Consider the following 20,731-nt stretch of genomic DNA (forward strand, 5'->3'; position numbering starts at 1 on the left):
GCACGCTCGGACATGCCGGGCTCGAGGTCACGATGTGATGGCAAGGCGTCGCTCCAATCGCCGGATGAGCACTGCTGCCGGGTAGCTGACGGCAAGGAACAGGATGCCGACGATGGTCAACGGTTCGAGGTAGCGGAACTCGCTCGAACCGATCGTCTGTGCCACGTTCAGCAACTCGTTCATGGTGATCAGGGAAAGGATCGCGGAGTCCTTGAACATCTGGATCCAGTAGTTGCCGAGCATCGGGACGATCGACCGCACGGCCTGCGGCAGTACGATGCGCGTCCAGGTCGGCCGCACGGGCAGGCTCAGTGCGGTAGCCGCCTCCCACTGCCCCTTGCCCACGTCCTCGATCCCGGAGCGGTACACCTCGGCGGTGTACGAGCTGTAGTTCACCCCGAGGACGATGATGCCGGTGATGAGCGGGCTCAGCACGATGCCGTAGTCGGGCAGGATGTAGAACGCCGCGAATGCCTGCACCAGCAACGGCGTGCCACGCACGAACTGCACGTAGAACCCGAATACGGCGGACAGGACCGGGATCCGCAGGTACCGGATGACCGCCACGACCAGGCCGAGTGCCAGCGCGATCACGATCGCAGCCATGGTGGCCTGGATGGTGACCCACAGGCCACCCAGCAGGTCGGGCAGGATCGACAGCGCGAACTCGTTGTCCCATGTCATGTCGTGCCTCCCCGGCTGATCCCCGGCAGGCTCAACAGCCGCGCACCGTTCGCCTTGCCCACCCGGTCGATGGCGAACCGGCGTTCGGACCACTTCACCAGGAAGGACAGCAGCACGGACAGGACGAAGTAGACGACGAGCAGGGTGGTGAACACCGCGGTGGTCTCACCGGTGATCGCCCTGATTTCCTGTCCTTTGTAGGTCAGGTCGAGCACGGTCACGGCCGACACGAGGGAGGTGTTCTTGAGCAGGTCGACAACGACGTTGCCGAACGCGGGCAGCATCGCCGGGATCGACTGCGGGATCAGGATCCGGCGCATCCTGGTGACCGGGCCGATGCCGAGCGCGATGCACGCCTCGGTCTGCCCCGCGGGCCGGGACTTGATGGCACCGCGCACGACCTCGGCGGCGTACGCGCCCTCGTTGAGCGCGAGCACCAGAACCCCGACGGCGAAGCCAGGAAGCTCGATACCCAGCATGGGCAGCGCGAAGAAGAACCAGAAGAGCTGGACGATCATCGAGGTGCCACGGAACACCTCGATGAACACGGCAGCGGGGAACCGCACGAGGAACTGGCGCGACATCCGGGCGAGCCCCGCCGTGAACGCGATCACCAGTGTCAGTACCGAACCGAGGACCAGCAGCTGGAGCGTAACGAGCAGGCCCTCCCACAGGCGCGTGGAGTGCTCGATGATGGTCGACACTTCTCAGTTCCCTTTCCGGTGCGCGCTGGGAAAGGTCAGCCTTCGGTCGCGCAGAGCTCCTCGGTGGTTACACCCTCCACATCAGACGCGTTGAATCCCCATTCCGCGAGGATGTCCGCGTACTCGTCGGACTCCTTCATCTCGGCGAGCGCGGCGTTGTACTCCTCGTGGAACTCGGTGTCGTCCTTGCGGAACGCGTGTCCCGCACCGGTGACCGGAGCGTCCTCGACCGCGTCGGTCACCTCCATCTCGTCGTCGCCCTCGAGCAGATCGTTGAGGGACAGTGTCGGCAGGAAGAAGGCGTCGGCCCTACCGGCCTTGACCGCCTCGATGCCGCTGCGACCGTCCTGTACCGGCACGATCTGGTCCTCGGGTACTTCGGCGTCCTGAAGGATCCCCTCCTCGAACGCCCCGCCGAGTGCGGCCACCTTCACACCGGAGTTCTCCTTGACCGATGCGACGGTGGTGATCCCCTCCGGGTTGCCCGCCAGCACCGCGAACGACTCCGTCGAGACGATGGTCGGCTCCGAGTACAGCACCTCGGCACACCGCGACTGCTTCATGAACAGCCCGGCCGCGACCACATCCCAGCGGTCGGCCTGCAGCCCGGGGATCATCTGGTCGTACGGCGTGACGATGCCTTCGATCTCGTCGATGCCGAGGTTCTTCAGCACGGCCCGCAGCACGTCCGGCTCGACACCGGTGACCTCCCCGGATGCGGTGACCTCGGTGTAGGGCGGCTCGTTGGCGATGCCGACCCGCACCAGACCCTGCTCGCGGGCCCGCTCGAGGGTGTTGCCGCCGCGCCCGCGCGGCTCACCGTCGTCGCCGTCGCCGCAGGCCGACAGCAGCGCGGGGCCACCGAGGGCCACCGCTCCCGCCGTGGCCGCACGGGTGAAGAACTGCCGGCGTGTCCACCCTTGAGTCACCATCACGAACTCCCAACCGCCAGAGGCCGCCTCGCGGACCTGTGTAGTGCTCACAACCTAGGTCCCACACACAACCGCGTTCAAGAGCCGAGCACGAACCGGCGAGCATGGAGCGGCGGTACGCCCGCCGCCGGGACGCCCGATGCCCTGCGGCGTCCCTGTTGCGGCAGCCTGATCAGGCAGCTCACGGCGCGTCCTCGTCAGGTCACGATTGCACTACGTCATGCACACCCCTCGCGGAGCGGGCGGGTGAGCCGCTGGGCGAGCGTGCGGGCCTCGGCGACGGGGAGCACGCTCGCTTCGGGGTGCGCGCGGTGCCAGTCCTGAGCGGACACGGGGTCGCTGAAGAAGTGCACCTGATCGCAGAAGGCCTGGCGCACCGAGCTCTGCGACTGCGGGGTGACGACGGAGAGCACCGCGGTGGCGGGCTCCACGCTTGTGATGCCGGCCGGTGTGACGGTGAGCCGTACCGGTTCGCCGGTGGCACGGCACGGGGACTGCACGAGCGCGGTGCGGTCGAGCACGGCGGGAAAGATCAGGGTGTCCAGCGCGCACCAGGTGTAGAGCGCGACACCGTCGACGCTGAAGCTGTGCGGCGTCGGCCGCTGGGTGAGCCCCCAGCCGACGATCCGCCCGTGCTCGTCGTACTCGGTGTCGGACAGCCGTGCCAGAGCCCGCCGCACGTCGGGTTCGGTGCGGCCGGTCGCCGCGGCCAGCCGCGCGACGGTTACGGGGCTGCCGCATGCCAGGAGCCGTAGCAGCGGCGGCCACAGCCAGGAGAGATCGGGGTCGGCGAGGTTGGGGCTCAGCGTCTCGCTGAGCCGGTCGGCGAGGTACTCGTCGGTCATGCCTGCTCCTGTGGTCAGTGTGGACTGGTTACGCGGCGCAGCAGGAGAGCTTGGTGATGTCGCGGGTGTAGGTCTGGGCGGCGAGCTTGAGAGCCTCGGCCATGGTCAGGTACGGGCACCACAGCTCGCCGAGCTGGTAGACGCTCATGCTGCTGTGCAGCGCATGGACAGCGGTGGCGATGACGTCCCCCGCGCCCTCGGCGAGCATGTGCGCGCCGAGCAGGCGCCCCGTACCGTGCTCGGCGACGAGCTTGACCAGCCCTCGGGTGTCGCGGTTGACCTGTGCGCGGGGCACGTGCTCCATGGGCAGCACGCGGGTGTCGCACCGGTACCCGTCCCGCTGGGCCTCGGCCTCGGTGAGCCCTGCGGCCGCGACGGCGGGCTCGGTGAAGGTCACCCGGGGGAGGTGGTGATAGTCCAGCTCGCGCGCGGCTCCGTGAAAGGCGTTGTCGACCACCAGCGTGCCGTGCGCGCCTGCGACGTAGACGAACTGCGGGTGCCCCGTGACGTCGCCTGCTGCCCAGATCCGGGGGTTGCCGGTGCGCAACTCCGAGTCGACGGCGACCTCGCCGCCCTCGCCGAGCCGCACGCCGACGGAATCCAGGTCGAGCCCGTCGGTCACGGGAGTGCGGCCGGTGGCCACCAGCAGCTCCTGCACGCGCAGCTCGTGCGAACCCCCGCCGGGCACGTGCAGCTCCGCGACGATCCCCTCGCCCTCGCGGCGCACGCCTGCCAGGGTCGTGCCTGCACGCACCCCGATCTTCTCGTCGCGGAAGACACCGGCAACGGCCTCGGAGATCTCGGGTTCCTCGGCCGGTGCCAGCCGGTCGCGCATCTCCACCACCTCGACCCGCACACCCAGCCGGGCGAGCAGCTGCGCCTGCTCGAGCCCGACGTAGTTGCCGCCGACCACCAGCACCGACTCCGGCAGCTCGGACAGCTCCATCGCTGTGGTCGAGGTCAGGTATCCCACCTCGGCGATCCCGTCGACCGGTGGCACCGACGGGGTCGACCCTGTCGCGATGAGATAGTGCGTGGCCTCCACGGTGCGCGTGCCTCCCTCGTGCAGCTCCACGCGCAGCGCTGGGCCCGGCACGAAGCGAGCGGTACCTGGCAGGATCTGCCAGCCGTACTCGGTGGCCAGTCCGGTGTACTTCTCGGCCTGCATCCCGGCAACCAGGTCCGCCTTACCCGCGTTCAGCTCACCGGCAGCGACCTCGCCCGCGCTTGCCGTGATCCCCGGAAACCTGGTTGCGGCCCGGGCCCCGTGCCGGGCCTCGGCCGCGGCGAGCAGCGCCTTCGACGGCACGCAGCCGGTGTTCACACACGTCCCGCCGGTCGTGCCGCGTTCGACCATCACCACCGACAGTTCCTGCCTGCGGGCGGCGATCGCCGCGGCGAACGCAGCGCCCCCCGAACCGATGATCGCCAGGTCGAACTCCATGAGGGGCCTCGATTCCGTCCGTCCGCGCTCTCTCCGCGATCGTATCCGCTAATGCGAATATACTGGCATGATAGTATCCGCGTACGCAAATATGTTCCGCTCGCTTGGAGGTAGCCCGATGGGCAGCGCCACGGAGCAGGCGGCCACGCTGCTGCCGGACAGCGGGGACCAGGTGGGCGTGCTCGCGAAGTTCTTCCGTGCCCTCGGCGACCCCACGCGCCTGCGGCTGCTGGAGTTCCTGCTCGACGGTGAGCACTCGGTCAGTGACTGCGTCGCCCATGTCGGGCTCTCCCAGGGGCGGGTATCCACCCACCTGGCCTGCCTTGCCGACTGCGGCTACGTACGGGCTCGCCGCCACGGACGCTGGAACTACTACTGCGTCACCGACCCCCGCGTGGCCGAGCTCGTGACGCTGGCCCGGGCGCTGGCCACGGACAACTGTGCTGCGCTGTCCGGCTGCGAACGCATCGATGCGGCCGGCGACAGCGCCTGAGGCGGTACCGTGTCCGCCGGTACGGGCCGGGCCGGTGACGCTAGGAGTCGCGCGGGCGGGTGCGCAGGTGCATCCGCCCGCCCTGGCGACCGAAGATGCTGAGCATCTCGACCGGACCGTCCCCCGTGCTGCCGAACCAGTGGGGCAGGCGAGTGTCGAACTCGGCGGCCTCGCCCGGCTGTACGATCACGTCCTGGTCGGCGAGGACGAGGCGTAGCCGTCCACTGAGGACGTAGAACCACTCGTACCCCTCGTGCGGTTGCGGGTCCGGCGTGGTCCTGGTGGCGGGAATGACCGTCTTGAACGCGTGCAGGTTCCCCGGCTGCCGGGACAGCGGGACGACGGTGAGCTCTCCGACGCGTCTCGGTTCGAGCCGGACGCGGGGATCACCGACGGGCGGGGCACCGACCAGCTCGTCGAGAGGGACCTGGTGTGCCTGCGCGATGGGCAGGAGCAGCTCGAGGCTGGGTTTACGGCGGCCGCTCTCCAGGCGCGAGAGCGTGCTGACCGAGATGCCGGTGGCCCTGGCCAGCCCGGCCAGCGTGGACCGGCGCTGCTGGCGTAGCCGTTTCAGCCGCGGGCCGACCTCGGTCAGCAGGGCATCCAGCCCCGTATCCTGGTTCATCCATTCATTGCAGTCTTGGCAACTTAATTTGTCAAGGCCGCGACCCGTGCAGCAGCGTTGGTCGCGGAGGTGGTCCACATGACCGAACGGCACAACGATGTCGTGATCATTGGTGGTGGCGCGGCCGGGCTGAACGCCGCTCTGGTGCTGGCGCGGGCCCGCAGGCAGGTTCTGGTGGTGGACTCCGACGCGCCCCGCAGCCGCCGCCGCCGCCCACATGCACGGGTTCGTCACCCGGGACGGCACGTCCCCTGGCGACCTACGCGCGATGGGGCGTGCCGAGGTGACCGGCTACGGGGCCGAGATCGTGCAGGGGAACGCACGCGAGGTGGCGCGGGCGGCGGAGGGTTTCGCGCTCCGGCTGCTCGACGGCCGGGTCCTGCGCGCGCGGAGCGTCCTGCTGGCCAGCGGACTCACCGACGAGCTGCCCGAGATCGCCGGGCTGGCCCAGCGCTGGGGACGTGATGTGGTGACCTGCCCGTACTGCCATGGCTGGGAGGTGCGCGAGCAGCGGCTCGCCGTCGTGGGCACCGGGCCGATGTCGGTGCATCAAGCGTTGATGCTGCGCCAGTGGAGTGACGACGTGACCCTGATCCGCCACGGTACGGGCGAGATCGATGCCGGGGACACGCGGCGGCTCGACGCGCGGGGCATCCGGGTGGTCGCAGGTTCGATCGACCACGTCGTGGTGGCAGGCGACAGGCTCACGGGGATGGCGCTGGCCGACGGTAGCGTGGTTCCGTGCTCGGCGGCGTTCGTCGCGACGCGGATGGTCGCCAACCACGAGGTGGTCGCCTCACTGGGAGTCGACGTCGAGCGGGACGCGCTCGGCGACCGGGTCGTGACCGATGACGCCGGGCGCACCAGCGTCACAGGGGTGTGGGCGGCCGGGAACGCCACCGACCGCTTCGCGTCGGTGATCGTGGCGGCGGCAGGCGGCGCGAAGGTGGCCATGGCACTCAACGCCGAACTGGTCGAGGAGGACATCGCCGCCCGGCTCGGGTAGGCGGTGCCGCCGCGGCATGCCACGATCGTTGCCCGTCCGTGGTCGGCGGGGTGGGTAGCTGGGTAGCCTCGTGCGTATGGTGCTGCTCGCGCCTGCGCGGGAATTCTCCGCGTACGGGCTGTCGCACGGGATCATCCTGCTGCTCTTCGCGGTGGGGGCGGCATCGCTGGTCCGGGCAGGGCGCAGGCACGGTGACTCGGTCACGGCCCGCAACGTCGCCTGCGTGGTCGGCGTGACGCTCCTGGTGGTCAAACTCGGGCTGATCCTGTCCGAGATGCTGCCTGCCCGGTGGAACGTCGAGGGTTCGCTGCCGTTGCAGCTGTCCGATCTGGCGGGTGTGCTCGCCGCGTACGCGCTGCTGTCCCGCCGGCGCTGGGCATGCGTGCTGACCTACTACTGGGGGTTGGTGCTGAGCACGCAGGCGTTGTTCACCCCGGCGCTGCACGCCGACTTCCCGGCGGCCGCGTTCTTCGAGTTCTGGGGGATGCACCTGTTCGTCATCTGGGTGGCGATCTACCTGACCTGGGGACTGCGGATACACCCCGACTGGCGTAGTTACGGCATCGTCGTCGCCGTCACGGTCGGTTGGGCCGCCACGGCATTCACCGTCAACAGCATCGTGGGCAGCAACTACGGTTACCTCAACAGCAAGCCCGGCACGGCTTCCCTATTGGATGTGCTCGGCCCGTGGCCGTGGTACCTGGTGCCCGTGGCCGCGCTGGTGCTGACGGCGTGGGCGCTGATGACCTGGCCGTGGGTGCGTCTCGACCAGCGCCGCGACGAGCGCGCACGCCCGCCGGCGTGACGCGGCCGGCGGCGCGCGGTGTCAGGCTTCCACCGGGCGGCGTGCGGTGAGGCGTTCGACGAGGCCGTGCTTGAACCGCTCCCGGTGCTCGATCTCGAACCCGGCCTCGCGGACCGTGTTGAACGGCCTGCGCAGGAAGTGCTCGCCGCCGAGCGGGACGGTGACCAGCTCGAGGCCGCGCTGGATGAGGCGCGCCGGCCCGGAGGCGGCTTCGACGTGATCCAGCAGCACCAACCGCCCTCCGGGTCGCATCACCCGGCGCATCTCGTCGATGGCGGTTCTCTCCTCGGGAATCGTGCACAGGCCCAGCGTGCACACCACGGTGTCGAACGAGGCGTCGGCGAAGGGAAGCTCGTGCGCGTTGGCCTGCCGCAGCTCGACCGAGCGGCCGAGCTGCTCCGCCCGTTTGCGGGCGACCTCGAGCATCTCCGCGCTGAGATCGACCCCGGTCAGGGTGACTTCGTCGGGATAGGACTCCAGGTTCAACCCGGTTCCGATGGCGACCTCGAGCGTGTCCCCTGTGGCCTGCTCGCAAGCCCACTGCCGCGATCCCGCGAAGAAGATCCGATCCATGAGCCGCATCTCCCGGTCATAGGTCCGGGCGTGCTTGTCCCAGTAGCGGTGCCACCGCTGGTGTCGGTCGTGTTCCGTCGTCATGCGTCCAGTGTCTCCTATCAGCGGTTGAGCGGGACGAGCCGAAGGTCCCCTTGGGTACCACATATGTACCGAGGGGGTCCTTCGGCTCGCTCTGCTTCCGTGCCCCTCGCTCCAGTAAACACGCCAGCACGGGCAGGAGCATCAGGGAGATTCCCGGAGAGTGCCCGGAGAGGGTCATAACCGGTGCGCGCCGCACCGGTTCCACCGCGACGGAACGTCACGCCTGGCTGTCAGCCGAGTTCGTGGAAGACGCCGAACGACTCGCCGCCGTCGGTGGAGTGGTAGATGGCGGTGTCGGTGGCGACATACACCTCGTTGTCACCGTGCGCGGTCAGCGCGGCCGCGTCACCGTCCACGGTGTCGCCTTCGGTCCAGGTGTCACCGCCGTCGGTGCTGGTGTGCACCGTTCCCTCCGTGCCGACACCGACGAGGCTCCCGCTGTCGCGCCAGTCGAGGAACAACAGCGGCGGAGCGCCGCTGACCGGGGTGAGCTCGTTGCCGCCGTCGTCGCTGCGTACCGGCCCCTGCTCGGTGGTGGCCACGAGGAGATCGGGGTCCTCGGGTGAGACGGCGATATCGGCCATCGGGACGTCCGATCGTGGCTCCCACTCCCGCTGGTCGGCGCTGACCATGAACCGGCCGGTTACGCCGTCGAAGCCGTAGACCTGGCCGTGCGCTGCCTCGAGGGCGTGGAAGTCGGCATCGCCGTGCAGCGAGACCGGTTCCCACGACACGGCAGCGTCGGTGCTCTCGATCAGCCCGAGGTGGGGCTGCTGGTCCGGGTCGTCGGCACCGGGATGGCCGCTGGCAAGGAAGTGGTCCGGCCCGACGATGGTGAACCCCATGACGTCCTGGGTGTGCCCGGCGACCCGGACCGGCTGTTCTCCTTCGGGCAGGTGGAAGACCCCGAAGTGCGTGGCCACGTACAGCTCGTCGTCGGCAGGGTTGATCCCGAGGCCGTGGATGTGCGCCATCTCGGCGCCACCGGAGTCGGTGCCGTGCCCGCCGTCTCCGTCGTGTCCCGTGTGCTCCCCGGCGCCATCGGCATCGCCCTGGCACGCGCCGACCAGCAGCACGGCGGCAGCTGCCTGGCCGAGCCATTGCCACCGGGGTGCACGGGCGCGTTGCCGCTCGAACCGCTCGATCACGTCTCGTTCCTCACTCGGGCTCACCGGAGGCTGGGTAGGTGAGACAGTACTCGGTTCCCGGCGGGCAGCCGGCCGCGCCCGGTGTCATGCGGGCTGTCCTGCCGCGACAGCTGCGCGCGGCGTCCGGGCGGTGTAGGGGTCGCGGCTGACGTACCACAGCAGCCCGGGTAGCACCAGCAGGCAGGACGCCAGCGCCAGCACGATCATCACCGCGGTGAGGAGCCCGAACCCGGCGAACATCGGCATGGGGGCGAAGGACAGGATGACGAAGCCGGCCGCGCTCGTCGCCGCGGAACCGGTCAGCGCGGCACCGGTGCCGCGCGTGGCCGCGTGCAGCGCGCTCGAACGGTCCGGCGCGGAGCGAAGCTCCTCCCGGTAACGCATGGTCATGTGCGTGGCGAAGTCGATGCCGATGCCGATGGAGATCGCCCCGATCGTGGCCGTCACCAGGTTGACGTCGAACCCGGCGAGGCTCATGAAACCGTACAGCCAGATCACGACGAGCACGATCGGAGTGACGGTGACCAGGGCGTAGCGCGCCGAGCGCAGCGCAACCCACACACATACCAGGCAGAGCACGACCGCGATGGGCAGGGAGACCTGCAGGGAGCGGGTGACGGCGTCGAGGCCGGCCTGCCGCACGATCGGGTCGCCGGTCAGCACCGCCGAGGCGCCGCCGTCGAGCTCGGACAGCTCGGCGTCCAGGTCGGCGACGAGCGGGTCGAGCAGCTCGCGCGCGGCCGCCACGTTCTCCTGCGCGCGGCTGCCGACCAGGCCGACGCTGAGCTGGATGGCGGTGCGGTCCGACTCGCCCGGCTCGGCGATGACCTGGGACCGCTCGGCGGGGCTGAGCAGGCTCGCGCCGCTGAGCTCGTCGAGTGCCTGCCGGTCGACCGCGACCCGCCCGTCGCGGTCGTGCGCGAGCAGCTCCGTGTCCACGGCGGCGAGCCGTTCGGTGAACCCGTGCACCGCAGCCAGCGCGGCCGGGTCGTCGAAGTCGGCCGTGACCAGCACGACGGCGGGTTCACCGCCCTGGTCGCCGACGTGCTCGTCGAGCTTGTCGAGTCCGGTGACGAAGCCGGTGTCCTCGGCGAAGAAGTCCTCCACGTCGAAGCTGACCGGGACCTGCACGGCGAAAACCGCGGATCCAGCGGTCAGCAACCCGGCGAGCGGCAGCACGATGGCCCGGCGTGCTGCGACGGCGACGGCCCGGCGTGCTGCGACGGCGACGACGCCGCGCGCCAGGAGCGTGAACGGGGCGCCCGTCGAGCCGGGGCGGGATGCCCTCGCCGGTTCGGCGGCGCCGCGAGCTCTGCGCCCCGCGAGCCAGGCCGGGACCAGCACGAACGCCAGCAGGTACCCGGCCAGCAGGGCCAGGCCCGCGGGCGGGGACAGGAAGACCAGCAACAGCACTGTGGCCATGACCGTCCCGGCGGCAGCGAGGCCGCCGAGCACGGCGAGCGTACGGCCGAAGCGGCGTGTGGTCGTGGTGACGCGCTCCTCGGTGAGGGCCAGTGCGGCGGGAACGACGACGCCGAGCACGAGGAAGGCCGAGGTGAGTGCCATCGCCGCGGCGATGCCGAACTGCGTGATCGACTCGATGGGGCCGGCCGTGGTCGCGAGGAACGCCAGTGCCCCGGTACCCAGCGTGAGCAGCAGGGCCGGGGTCACCGCGCCGAGCCCGCGACCGAACGCGGTGCGGGGTTCGCGATGCGCGGCCCGCTCCTCGCGGTAGCGGCCGAGGGAGTGGAAGGCGTAGTCGACGCCGAACGCGATCATCGCGATCGGTACGACGGTGGCGAGGATCTGGTCCTCGGCGAGCCCGACCAGGTTGGCAAGGCCCTGGAGCCACACCAGGAGCGCGGCGAGCGCGCCGCCGACGATCGCCAGGATCCAGTAGCTGCGGAACGCCGCCCCCGCGAGCAGCACGATCGCCAGCACGGTGAAGCCGATGTAGGGGCCCGCCGCCTGCCCCTGCTCCTCGGCTGTGAGGTTCTGGTCGAGGGCGATGCCGTGCACGTCCAGCTCACCGGTGGCGTCGAGCACGGCGAGGATCTCGCGCCCCAGTTCCTCGACGGCGATGTCGCTGCCGAAGCCTGCTCCTGCCGAGTCGCCGTCGCGCTCCGCGGGCTCGGCGAGCACGGACAGGGTCATGGCGGGTGCGCGCCACGTTCCGGTGTCCTCGTCCCGGCCTGCCAGTTGTGACAGGTTCGCGGTCTCGGCCCCGTGCGAGTCGATCAGCTCGTCCACGGTGGCGCGCACCGCCGCCTCGCTCGCCTGGTCGAGCCCACCGTGCCCGTCCCGGCGCAACGCGACGTCCACCGTGTCGGCGAACGAGGCGATCCCGAGGGTCTCCGCGCCGGTGATCGGGTCCGTCCGGGTGGTGAGGATGGGGCCGAGCTCCGGATCCTCGCGCAGCGCCTCGGCGCGCTCGTGTACAGCCAGCAGGGCGTCGCGCTCGAGGACGTCGCCCTCGGCGGCCTCGGCGATGAAGAACCAGCGCTCGACATCACCTCCGAACCGTTGGTCGATGGTGTCGCGCGCGTCGAAGGCGGGCCCCTCGGGTTCGGTGGAGGCGAACTGGGTGGGTGCCATCGCCAGCAGCGGTATCGCAAGGGCCGCGGTGAGCAGCAGGGCCGTGGTCACGACCGCGCGGGCGTGCCGCGCGGCCCACTCGCCGAGACGTCGGGCGTACGGCACGGGCCGGGGATGGTTCGTCGGGCTCGGTTCGGACATGGTTCCCTCGTCCTCGCAGTATCTTGACAGTGGATAGATTTCCAGGAGAACTTTCCACTGTCAAGATGTCGTCTATACTTGCCGGGTACATGCACAGGAGCCCGCGAGGAGGGCAACGGTTCGACAAGGAGGTGCGGATGAGCGCGGAGCAGGGTCGCTACCACCACGGCGATCTTCCGGCAGCGATGCTGTCGGCGGTACGCGAGATCGTGCGCGAGCAGGGAATCAACGCGGTCACCCTGCGAGCGGCTGCGCGCCGCGCAGGCGTCAGCCATGCCGCGCCCGCGCACCACTTCGGCGACAAGGTGGGGCTGCTGACAGCGTTCGCCACCGAGGGGTGCGAGATGCTGCGGGCGCGTCTCCTCGCCGCACGGGACGCTGCGGACTCCGAGCCCGCGCTACTGGTGATCGGTACGGCCTACGTCCGCTTCGCGCTCGACGAGCCGGAGCACTTCGCCGTGATGTTCCGCGCCGACTACACCCGGCGCGACGACCCGACCTACCGGGAGGCGCGCGAGGGAGCGTTCGCGGTGTTGCTCGATACGGTCCGCGAGGTCCGGGAGGGCCGCGAAGCAGGCTGCGCGGCCGGTGAGGACGGCGAAGGGGGCCGCGAGGGCAAGCAGGATGCCGAGAAGGACGCCGAGAAGGACGCCGAGAAGGACACCGACGAGGACGCGTTGCTGTGCGCGGCGACGGGCGCCTGGTCGCTTGTGCACGGCATCGCCACCCTGTGGCTGGACGGCAACCTGGACGCGCGGATCACCGACCAGTCAGCCGAGGACGCCGCTGCCTCGCTGATGACGACCCTGACCGGGACAGTGTTCGAAGCGGCAGGCGATGCGTCCACCTACCAGTGAGCGAGTGCCCTGCGAGCGAGTGCCCAGCTAGTGAGTGCTCAGCGCATCGGGATGTCGTGCGTGTCCAGCAGGTGGTCACCGGAACGCAACGTCGCTACCGCCCGCGCATCCCGGAGCTCGTCCCCGGTGACGCCGGAGGCGAGCAGGCAGGTGTACGGCCTGCCCGCGGGGACCTCCGCCTGACACGAGCCGAGGGACCGGCCGTCGCCGATGACCGCCAGATCGACCGTTCCCGAGTGCCAGGGGACGGTGCGGGCGAGCAGCTCGCCGTGACGCAGCTCCACCTGCGGCCGGGCGAGCGGCGAGCCGCCGGGGTCCGGCAGCGGTTCCGACACGTCCGGCGCGCGGCGCCGCTCGCTGTCGCCATCGGAGCCGGTCGGCACGCCGTGCGCCTCACCAGGGCCCCTGGGCGTCTGCACCGCGCCTGACGTGACGTCGGCCCGCTGTTCCGCGTCGCCACCGAGGGTCACCGGAAGTGGCGCCTCGCCGACGTCGAGCGATGCGGTGGCCTCCCGCGGGCTCCTGGGGAACTCGTTGCCCCGCTCCCGCGCGGAGAACCGGAAGCTGTCCGGGCCGGAGTGCCCGGGTTGCGGGATGTAGGTGACCGAGGACCCGGTGAACCACTCGCCTTCCGATTTGTCCAGCACCCCGTTCTCGGGTGCCTCCTCGATGCGGAACCGTGGCTCGTCGACGTCACCGAACGACTCCACCGGAAGCTCCAGCCTGGTCGGTTGCGACCACGGGACCTCGACGGCGAACGGCTGGGCCACGTACCCGGGTACCACCGTGTCGGCGAACGCAGGCGGGTTGGTCTCGTCTTCCTCGATCACCACGCCCTCGGGGTCGACCTCGGAACGCAGCGCGTACCGGCCGGGGGTGACATCGGAGATATCCACCCACTGGAACGCCAGATCCCGGTGGTAGATGTCGCGCCACCCCGGCGAGACACCCATGTCGAGCTCATCCGCCTCGGGGTTGTGTTGCTCGCAGAAGTTCAGCCCGTCGACCGTGTACGCGGCCTCGTCCGGCCCCCACGGGTCGACGTGCTCGGAGTCGACGAGGCAGAAGCCGACCTTCTGGGCCGGCGCCACCTCCTTCGTCCGGTTCTCGTTCCACAGTGAGTACGCGGCGGCATCGTGCAGGTGCCAGTGGCCGTGGCCGTCGGCGTTCTCGAACAGGATGCGAGGCGCAGGACTGGTCGTGCGGGCCTCGGAACCACCGTCCGAGTCGTAGAGCCGCTGGTACACCTCGGTCATCTCGCCGGAGGAACGAGCCGTGCCGTACAGCTCGAGCGGGCCGCTGCCCTGGTTGTGCACGTAGCCGTCGAAGCGTAGCAGTGCGCGGGTCCCCGAGGAGTCGGTGTAGGTCGTGGTGATCGCCCTGCCGACCGGGTCGGCCACCAGGTCGGGAAGCTCGTCCGTGCGGTCTGCGGGATCGGCGCCCGCCGTCGGCCCGAGGCCGGCCGCGAGCATTCCCGCCGCGAGCATGATGGCCGGGCAGGTGCGAGCCAGGGTCCGGCGGGGCCGGCTCGACCGGGCACGAGCGACCCGGCTGGTGGACGTCGCGGGCTCCGTCATGCACGACAGGATGCCCGGTGCCGGCAAGTCATGCCACCCCCGTGGCGAGTCATGCCACCCCCGTGGGACGCGTCGCGCCGCTACTCCATGAAACCGCGCACGCGCGTGACGTCTATGCGCAGCGCGGCGGGGAACTGCGCGCCGAAGGCCTCCGGGCTCCCGCTGACGTGGACCATGCCTACGCGGTACTTCTCCAGGTACGCCGGGTGCTCGTGCGGCGGGGGCGCGTCGTCCACCGGGGTGGCCGTGCCCCGTAGCACCACGATGTCGCCGCCGCTCGCGCCGCTGTTGAAATGCAGGGACACCCGCGGACGGTGCCGGATGTGGGTCAGGCGGTGCGCGCTCGGGAGGTTGTACACCAGCACGCTGCCGTCCTCCCACAGGAACCACACGGGGTTCGGCTGCGGCGTGCCGTCCTGTCCGACGGTGCTCAGCCAGATCAGGGCGTCGTCGCGGAGCCGCTCGCGGACGCGGCGGCCGAAGGCTGTCTGCGGGTCGGGAAGCGCGGCGGACGTCATGAACGCCAGGCTAGCGCTGCCGGAACGTGGCGCGCACAGCGCAACGGCCGGGCCGCTCACCGCCTGCGGGAGAGGCGCATGCGGCCGGTGCGGATCACGCGATGGCATACACCCGAGCGTGCAAGAGGTCCGGCGCGGGATGATGGGGGACACAACTCAACTGGATCCCGGCAGGGCGCCACAAGCGAAACGCCGGGCGGACAAAGGAGTCACCACCATGACCCTGGGAGTATTCGAACGAGGAACGGGCCACGAGCAGGTCGTGTTCTGCCACGACCCGGACAGCGGGCTCGAGGCGATCGTCGGGCTCTACTCGACGGCGCTGGGCCCCGGCCTCGGCGGCACGCGCTTCTACCCCTACGGCACCGAGGACGCGGCGATCACCGACGTGCTCAACCTGTCCAAGGGGATGGCTTACAAGAACGCGCTCGCCGGCATCCCGCACGGCGGCGGGAAGGCCGTGATCATCGGCGACCCGAGCACCGACAAGTCCGATGCGCTGCTGCGCGCGTACGGGCACTTCGTCGACTCGCTCGGTGGTCGCTACATCACCGCGTGCGACATGGGCACCGCCGTGCCGGACATGGACATCATCGCCGGTGTCACCCGGCACGTGACCAGCAAGTCGCCCGCGCTCGGCGGTGGGGGTGACCCGTCGGTGTTGACCGCGTACGGCGTGTTCCGTGGCATGCTTGCCTGTGCCGAGCACCGCTGGGGCAGTGCCTCGTTGGCCGGTAAGCGGGTCGGGATCGCCGGTGTCGGCAAGGTCGGCCACCTGCTGCTGGAACACGTCCTGGACAGCGGCGGTTCGGTGGTGGTGACGGATGTGCGGCAGGAGGCGATCGACAAGGTCCGCACGGCGCACCCCGAGGTCGACGTCGTCGCCGACACCGATGCCCTGATCGGTGCGGACCTCGACGTGTTCGCGCCGTGCGCGCTGGGTGGGGTGCTCAACGACGTCACCGTGCCGGTGCTGCGCGCGCCGGTGGTGTGTGGCGCGGCGAACAACCAGCTCGACCACGACGGGCTGGACGCCGAGCTGGCCGCCCGCGGCATCCTTTACGCGCCGGATTACCTCGTCAACGCCGGTGGGGTCATCAACGTCGCCGACGAGCTGCACGGATACAGCTTCGAACGTGCCAGGGCTCGCGCCGACCGGATCTTCGGCACCACCAAGCAGGTACTCGAACACGCCGCGAGCGAGGGGATCCCGCCTGCCTCAGCAGCCGACCGCATCGCCGAGCAGCGCATGCGCGATGCCGCGAGCCGGAAGGGCTCCGCAGCCGAGCCGGCAGGCTGACCCAGCCGGCTGACCCGGCGCGCGGGTGCGGTGACGGGCTGCTGCCCCCTACCCCGCGTGAGGGCGAGCCGAGGGAACCCCTCGATACAGATTGTGTACCCAAGGGGCCCTTCGGCTCGCCCCTGCCGACTCTGTCGGTGCCCGCTGGTAGAGCTTCCGGGTATGGCGACATGGGCAGAGATCGAGAGGGAGGTACCCGAGTTCGCGTCGCGGGTGCGGCAGCGGTTCGACTCGGGTACGCACAAGACCCTGGCCACCGTGCGTCCGGACGGGTCGCCGCGCATCAGCGCGATCGAGGCGGCGTTCGTCGACGGCGAGCTGACCCTGGGCATGATGCCGGGCTCGGTGAAGCTCCGGGACGTGCAGCGCGATCCACGGATCGCGCTGCACTGCCCCACGGTGGACGCTCCGGACGAGGAGAACCCGGGCGAGTGGTCGGGGGACGCCAAGCTCGCAGGGGTGCTCGTCGAGAACGGCGAGTCATCCGGTGCCGAGCCGTCCGAGGGCAGCCACTTCGCGATCGACATCCGCGAGCTGGTCCTGATCTATATCGGCGGCGACCCCGCCGACCGCATGGTGATCGAGAGCTGGCACGCGGGAACCGGCTGGCGCAGGCGCGAGCGGAAGTGAGTGGAGTGGTTCGCCCTGGTGCGGCGCGGTACTGCAGACTGGTCGAGTGACTCGGTTGCGGCCTGCGGGCGTACGCGCGGTGACGCTGGTGGCAGGCGTCGCGCTCGCGGCCGGATGCTCGGGTAGCGCGTTGTCCGGTCAGCAGGAGGCGGGGCAGGCGCGAGATGCCATGTCGAGCGCTCCGGCCGGTGCGCAGGCGCCACCGCGACGCGATGCCGGACCTGCCCCGTCAACCGGTGCGGACACGCAACCGCCGAACAGCTACTCCGACTGGCAGGTCGGTGAGAAGCCGTTGCCGGTGCGCTCCGACGGGTTCGGCGAGGTACTCCCGACCCCGCCCGAGCTGCGGCAACGCAGGCTGCCGACACCCGAGTCGCTAGCCACGCAGCCCGATGACCGGTTCCGGTCGTCCGTGCATCGCATCGGCCCCGAGGTTCGGGAGCGGATGGGCGAGTCCTGGCGGCCCGGGTGTCCCATGGACCTCGACGACCTTCGCTACGTGCGACTGAGCTTCTGGGGATTCGACGACCGGGCGCATGTCGGCGAACTCATCGTTCATCACCGGGCAGCGCAGGACATCACCCGGGTGTTCGAGAAGCTGTTCCGCGCGGAGTTCCCCATCGAGCGGATGCGCATCGTCACGTCGCCGGAGCTGCCCGCCGAGCCCACCGGAGACGGGAACAACACGGCCGCGTTCGTGTGCCGCCAGGCACGGCAGCAGGCCGACTGGTCGGCCCACGCGTACGGCCTCGCGGTCGACATCAACCCGTTCCAGAATCCCTACCATCGCGATGACCTCGTGTTGCCCGAACGCGCGAGCGCGTACCTCGACCGGAGCCGGGAGCGGCCGGGGATGATCCATCCCGACGGCGTCGTGACCCGCGCGTTCGCCGAAGTCGACTGGACGTGGGGTGGGTCGTGGCACGAGCCACGCGACTACATGCACTTCTCGGCTACCGGTCACTGACTGTCCGGGGCGTGTCGAACGCGGGACTTCGGCGCGCATCGGGGTGCGAGCACCGCTTTGTGCGCGGGTGATCGAGTGCCCCTCGACAGCGCAATGCTGCCCTGAACCCGGCTAGTTTGCGCGATCCGGGCAAGTAGGTCTCGCAACGTAGTGGGTAGAGGACGCCGGCGTCATAGAGGACGATGAACCCCACCGGCTACGACAACCCCATTTCCTGATTGAGCGTGGTGCCGAGTTGGGCGGCTGGTCGTCCCCGGGAGCCGGACCGGGAGCCGGCCCAGGGTGCGACACTCCTGATCCATCACTTACGGGTGCGATGACGAGCCCGGACACGAGGGAAGCCAATTCGTCCGGCGGCAGGGCCAGCTCGGCCCCGTTATGGTTGGCAGGGCGGATCGCGCAGTATGGCCGTGTGTTGTTCGATGACGATCCGCGCGCCCGTGTGGCGTGGCAGGCCGATGCACGGGTGCGCTACCTCGACGAGATGCCCGTGGTCCGCGCACGCTACGCCGAACGTCTCAGCCGGCCGGCCCACTGGGCAGACCGGTAGTCACACCTCGGGGCAGCGCTGGCATCTCGTCCCACGTGTGCCCGTCCAGGACGCGCCCACCCGCATTGCGTGTCCTTCCTCCCCACTGCTTGAACAGGAACGGGACACCCGCCGTTCGGCAACGGTCCCGCACGTCGCGCGCCCAGTCCGCGTGCATCGGGCGGGCCCGGTTGCCCGACTCGCCGCCGACGTAGACCCAGTCCAGCCCGGTGACGTCGAGACTGGGCACCGGCCCCAGCAGCGGTTGCAGCGACAGGAATCGCACGGCCGCGGGTGCCTCGCGTAACCTGCGGGCGCGCCACACGTACTGGTCGCTTTCCACCGTGACTCCCCACCACACGTTTTCAAGGGGTTCGGGCTGGACCCGTCGTAGCAGCCCGGTCATTCTGGCCGGTCGTTTGGTGAGCACGAAGAAGACGTGCCAGTGGGCGCGACGCATGGTGTGGACGATCTCGCGCACGAATGAGTCCGGAACCTGCGGATGGAAGATGTCGCTCATCGACCCGACGAAGATCAGCCGCGGTCTGCGCCAGTGCAGCGGGGTGTCGAGCTTGTCGGGGTGCAGGGTCAGCGCGAAGCCGGGACCGCTGGTGCGCGCATCGCCGTCGCGCTGGTAACGGACGTTGCCCATCGCCTTGAGACGCGCCGCGAAGGAGAGCGCGTAGCAGTGGTCGCAGCCCGGGCTGACGGTGTCACATCCCGTGGTCGGGTTCCAGGTCGCCGACTCGATCTGACCGTTGCGGGTGCGCTCGTTCTCGGCTCGAGTGGGCACGAGATCACCGTCCTGGACGTCCACGTCAGGTCGTGGGTGTTACCAGGACCGTGGCGCCACCCGTGCCCGCTGTCAACCGCGGCGGAACAGCCAGTCCAGGCGCGGCTCGACGAGCGGCCGGAAGAGGGAACGCACCGGTCCGCTCGCGAGCACGACGGTGAGCACCAGCCCGAGCAGGACCGTCACGGCGACTCCCGACGGCGTGTGGAGCCACTCCACGCGGTCGTACAGGCCGGTGTACTCGGGGCCCTTGATCACGTAGCGGTGCAGGAGGTACACGTACAGGCTGCCCGCCCCGAGCGAGGTGAACCACACGCTGCGGCGGGGTACGAGCGCGAAGAAGGCGGTGAGCAGGCCGAACGCCCCCACGAGGATGACCGACCGGGCCAGCATGCCTTTCACGTCGCCGACGCCCAGCGACGCGTAGCCGTAGGTGAAGTACAGCCAGTCCAGCGAGTAGGAACGCAGGAGCAGGTACGCCACAGCGACCGCACCCGCGAACGCCAGCACCGCCGCGGCCCGGACGGCGACCGTGTGCAGGAGCGCGACATACCGTTCGACCGGCAGCACCAAGCCGATCACGAAGAACGGCAGGAACCCGAGGGTGCGGTACATGTCCAGCGTCTCGGGCAGCGCCAAGACCCCGGACGACACGGAGATCGCGACAGCGACGACGACCGCGGTCGCGGGCTTCATCGCGCGCCACAGCGGCGCGGACAGCCGCCAGATGAACAGGGTACAGAGGAACCACATCGCGTAGCTCGGGTCGGCCACGTTGATCTCGTTCGACGCGCCGTCCAGGAAGTACGCCTTGAACAGCTCGAAGGTCACCTCGAAGACGAGGTACGGGACGACGATCGTGGTGATGACGCGCCGCGACTGTCGTGGTGTGGCGGTGAAGCCGCGGGACAGGTACCCGGCCATGAGGACGAACGCAGGCATGTGGAACGCGTAGATGCTGATGAACAGCACTGTCGCCATGGACGAGCCCTCGGTGAGCGGCTCGACCGCGTGCCCGATCACCACCAGCGCGATGGCCAGGAATTTCGCATTGTCGACGAAACTGTCACGAGAACGACTTTCCCGAGAAATTTCCCCCTGTTCGTTCCGTCGTTCCGGGACGGCGATACCTGCTCCCGTGCGAGATCGTTCCGCCATGCGACCGAGTGTCGCAGGTCGATAATTCTTCTGGTCGGGCAGACCGCTGTCTCGGCACCCGGATTCGGGCATTCGGAAATCAATGAACATGCTCTCCGCGTGGTGCTCGATACGCGCATTCTGCTTATCGGACGATGTCGGCGGACCGTCGGGACGTTCCGCTCCCCGGGCCCGTTTGCTGCTGTGGCCGCGTCGTTGACCAGTAAAGGGGAGCTCCGGCGACCTTCTTCCTGCGATTCCGGAACGGCCTGGCCGGAGAGAGGGGTGCTGCCCGTGACATATTCGAAGCTGCGGAAATGCGGATATGAACAGATATGGATCAA

20 protein-coding genes and 1 pseudogene are annotated in these 20,731 nt (G+C 69.8%); 8 read left to right on the forward strand and 13 right to left on the reverse strand.

Annotated features, from left to right (window positions below):
- Positions 1-27: 27 nt before the first annotated feature.
- The 5 genes from ehuD to merA all read right to left on the reverse strand — a co-directional run bounded on the left by ehuD (position 28) and on the right by merA (position 4,609).
- Positions 28-684: an ectoine/hydroxyectoine ABC transporter permease subunit EhuD gene (gene ehuD, locus CHB84_RS11340; RefSeq protein ID WP_089301524.1), complete on the reverse strand. Its 657-nt coding sequence runs from the start codon at positions 682-684 to the stop codon at positions 28-30.
- Positions 681-1,388 carry an ectoine/hydroxyectoine ABC transporter permease subunit EhuC gene (gene ehuC, locus CHB84_RS11345; protein WP_089301525.1) on the reverse strand — a complete coding sequence of 236 codons (708 nt, stop codon included), beginning with the start codon at positions 1,386-1,388 and terminating at the stop codon, positions 681-683. The genes ehuD and ehuC overlap by 4 nt, the downstream gene beginning before the upstream one ends.
- A 35-nt stretch (positions 1,389-1,423) precedes the next feature.
- Positions 1,424-2,371 carry an ectoine/hydroxyectoine ABC transporter substrate-binding protein EhuB gene (gene ehuB / locus CHB84_RS11350; RefSeq protein WP_217898520.1) on the reverse strand — a complete coding sequence of 316 codons (948 nt, stop codon included), beginning with the start codon at positions 2,369-2,371 and terminating at the stop codon, positions 1,424-1,426.
- Between the two features lie 167 nt (positions 2,372-2,538).
- The gene (gene merB, locus CHB84_RS11355) at positions 2,539-3,165 is read right to left on the reverse strand and encodes an organomercurial lyase MerB (RefSeq protein ID WP_089301527.1); all 627 of its coding nucleotides are present in this window, start codon (positions 3,163-3,165) and stop codon (positions 2,539-2,541) included.
- A 28-nt stretch (positions 3,166-3,193) separates the two neighbouring features.
- The gene (gene merA / locus CHB84_RS11360) at positions 3,194-4,609 is read right to left on the reverse strand and encodes a mercury(II) reductase (protein ID WP_089301528.1); all 1,416 of its coding nucleotides are present in this window, start codon (positions 4,607-4,609) and stop codon (positions 3,194-3,196) included.
- Positions 4,610-4,727: 118 nt separating this feature from the next.
- Between merA and CHB84_RS11365 the strand changes: the two genes are divergently transcribed.
- Positions 4,728-5,102, forward strand: a complete 375-nt coding sequence (locus CHB84_RS11365; protein WP_089301529.1) for an ArsR/SmtB family transcription factor — start codon at positions 4,728-4,730, stop codon at positions 5,100-5,102.
- Between the two features lie 40 nt (positions 5,103-5,142).
- Here the strand turns inward: CHB84_RS11365 and CHB84_RS11370 are convergent, their stop codons facing one another.
- Positions 5,143-5,727: a helix-turn-helix domain-containing protein gene (locus CHB84_RS11370; protein WP_089301530.1), complete on the reverse strand. Its 585-nt coding sequence runs from the start codon at positions 5,725-5,727 to the stop codon at positions 5,143-5,145.
- Between the two features lie 78 nt (positions 5,728-5,805).
- Here CHB84_RS11370 and CHB84_RS23515 point away from each other — a divergent pair.
- The 3 genes and pseudogenes from CHB84_RS23515 to CHB84_RS11380 all read left to right on the forward strand — a co-directional run.
- A pseudogene (locus tag CHB84_RS23515) lies at positions 5,806-5,886 on the forward strand (hypothetical protein); the annotation flags it as partial.
- A 58-nt stretch (positions 5,887-5,944) separates the two neighbouring features.
- Positions 5,945-6,733: an NAD(P)/FAD-dependent oxidoreductase gene (locus CHB84_RS11375; RefSeq protein ID WP_245818685.1), complete on the forward strand. Its 789-nt coding sequence runs from the start codon at positions 5,945-5,947 to the stop codon at positions 6,731-6,733.
- A gap of 76 nt (positions 6,734-6,809) precedes the next feature.
- A complete protein-coding gene (locus tag CHB84_RS11380; protein WP_089301531.1) occupies positions 6,810-7,538 on the forward strand; it encodes a YwaF family protein in 729 nt (242 codons plus the stop codon).
- A gap of 21 nt (positions 7,539-7,559) precedes the next feature.
- Here the strand turns inward: CHB84_RS11380 and CHB84_RS11385 are convergent, their stop codons facing one another.
- The 3 genes from CHB84_RS11385 to CHB84_RS11395 all read right to left on the reverse strand — a co-directional run bounded on the left by CHB84_RS11385 (position 7,560) and on the right by CHB84_RS11395 (position 12,079).
- Positions 7,560-8,195 (reverse strand): class I SAM-dependent methyltransferase, encoded by a 636-nt coding sequence (locus CHB84_RS11385; protein ID WP_089301532.1) that lies wholly within the window; start codon positions 8,193-8,195, stop codon positions 7,560-7,562.
- 230 nt (positions 8,196-8,425) lie between these two features.
- Positions 8,426-9,367 (reverse strand): F510_1955 family glycosylhydrolase, encoded by a 942-nt coding sequence (locus CHB84_RS11390; RefSeq protein WP_141134647.1) that lies wholly within the window; start codon positions 9,365-9,367, stop codon positions 8,426-8,428.
- A gap of 60 nt (positions 9,368-9,427) precedes the next feature.
- The gene (locus CHB84_RS11395) at positions 9,428-12,079 is read right to left on the reverse strand and encodes an MMPL family transporter (RefSeq protein ID WP_089301534.1); all 2,652 of its coding nucleotides are present in this window, start codon (positions 12,077-12,079) and stop codon (positions 9,428-9,430) included.
- Positions 12,080-12,216: 137 nt separating this feature from the next.
- Here CHB84_RS11395 and CHB84_RS11400 point away from each other — a divergent pair, with 137 nt between their 5' ends.
- A complete protein-coding gene (locus CHB84_RS11400) occupies positions 12,217-12,936 on the forward strand; it encodes a TetR/AcrR family transcriptional regulator (protein WP_089301535.1) in 720 nt (239 codons plus the stop codon).
- A gap of 38 nt (positions 12,937-12,974) precedes the next feature.
- Here the strand turns inward: CHB84_RS11400 and CHB84_RS11405 are convergent, their stop codons facing one another.
- Complete coding sequence (locus CHB84_RS11405; protein WP_089301536.1) at positions 12,975-14,513, reverse strand: lysyl oxidase family protein; 1,539 nt, start codon at positions 14,511-14,513, stop codon at positions 12,975-12,977.
- Between the two features lie 80 nt (positions 14,514-14,593).
- Positions 14,594-15,031 (reverse strand): TIGR03667 family PPOX class F420-dependent oxidoreductase, encoded by a 438-nt coding sequence (locus CHB84_RS11410; protein ID WP_089301537.1) that lies wholly within the window; start codon positions 15,029-15,031, stop codon positions 14,594-14,596.
- A gap of 217 nt (positions 15,032-15,248) precedes the next feature.
- Here CHB84_RS11410 and CHB84_RS11415 point away from each other — a divergent pair, with 217 nt between their 5' ends.
- The 3 genes from CHB84_RS11415 to CHB84_RS11425 all read left to right on the forward strand — a co-directional run bounded on the left by CHB84_RS11415 (position 15,249) and on the right by CHB84_RS11425 (position 17,928).
- On the forward strand, positions 15,249-16,331 hold the full coding sequence (locus CHB84_RS11415) for a Glu/Leu/Phe/Val dehydrogenase dimerization domain-containing protein (protein WP_089301538.1): 1,083 nt from the start codon (positions 15,249-15,251) through the stop codon (positions 16,329-16,331).
- A 162-nt stretch (positions 16,332-16,493) separates the two neighbouring features.
- Positions 16,494-16,961: a pyridoxamine 5'-phosphate oxidase family protein gene (locus CHB84_RS11420; protein WP_089301539.1), complete on the forward strand. Its 468-nt coding sequence runs from the start codon at positions 16,494-16,496 to the stop codon at positions 16,959-16,961.
- Positions 16,962-17,007: 46 nt separating this feature from the next.
- Complete coding sequence (locus CHB84_RS11425) at positions 17,008-17,928, forward strand: M15 family metallopeptidase (protein WP_245818686.1); 921 nt, start codon at positions 17,008-17,010, stop codon at positions 17,926-17,928.
- A 518-nt stretch (positions 17,929-18,446) separates the two neighbouring features.
- On the opposite strand, the gene CHB84_RS11435 is transcribed toward CHB84_RS11425, so the two are convergent.
- Together CHB84_RS11435 and CHB84_RS11440 are read right to left on the reverse strand one after the other, a co-directional pair.
- Complete coding sequence (locus CHB84_RS11435) at positions 18,447-19,250, reverse strand: DUF5131 family protein (RefSeq protein ID WP_089301630.1); 804 nt, start codon at positions 19,248-19,250, stop codon at positions 18,447-18,449.
- 72 nt (positions 19,251-19,322) lie between these two features.
- Complete coding sequence (locus CHB84_RS11440) at positions 19,323-20,408, reverse strand: acyltransferase family protein (RefSeq protein WP_176439911.1); 1,086 nt, start codon at positions 20,406-20,408, stop codon at positions 19,323-19,325.
- Positions 20,409-20,731: the final 323 nt, after the last annotated feature.

The organism is Haloechinothrix alba (assembly GCF_900188115.1).
Classification (GTDB): Bacteria; Actinomycetota; Actinomycetes; order Mycobacteriales; family Pseudonocardiaceae; genus Haloechinothrix; species Haloechinothrix alba.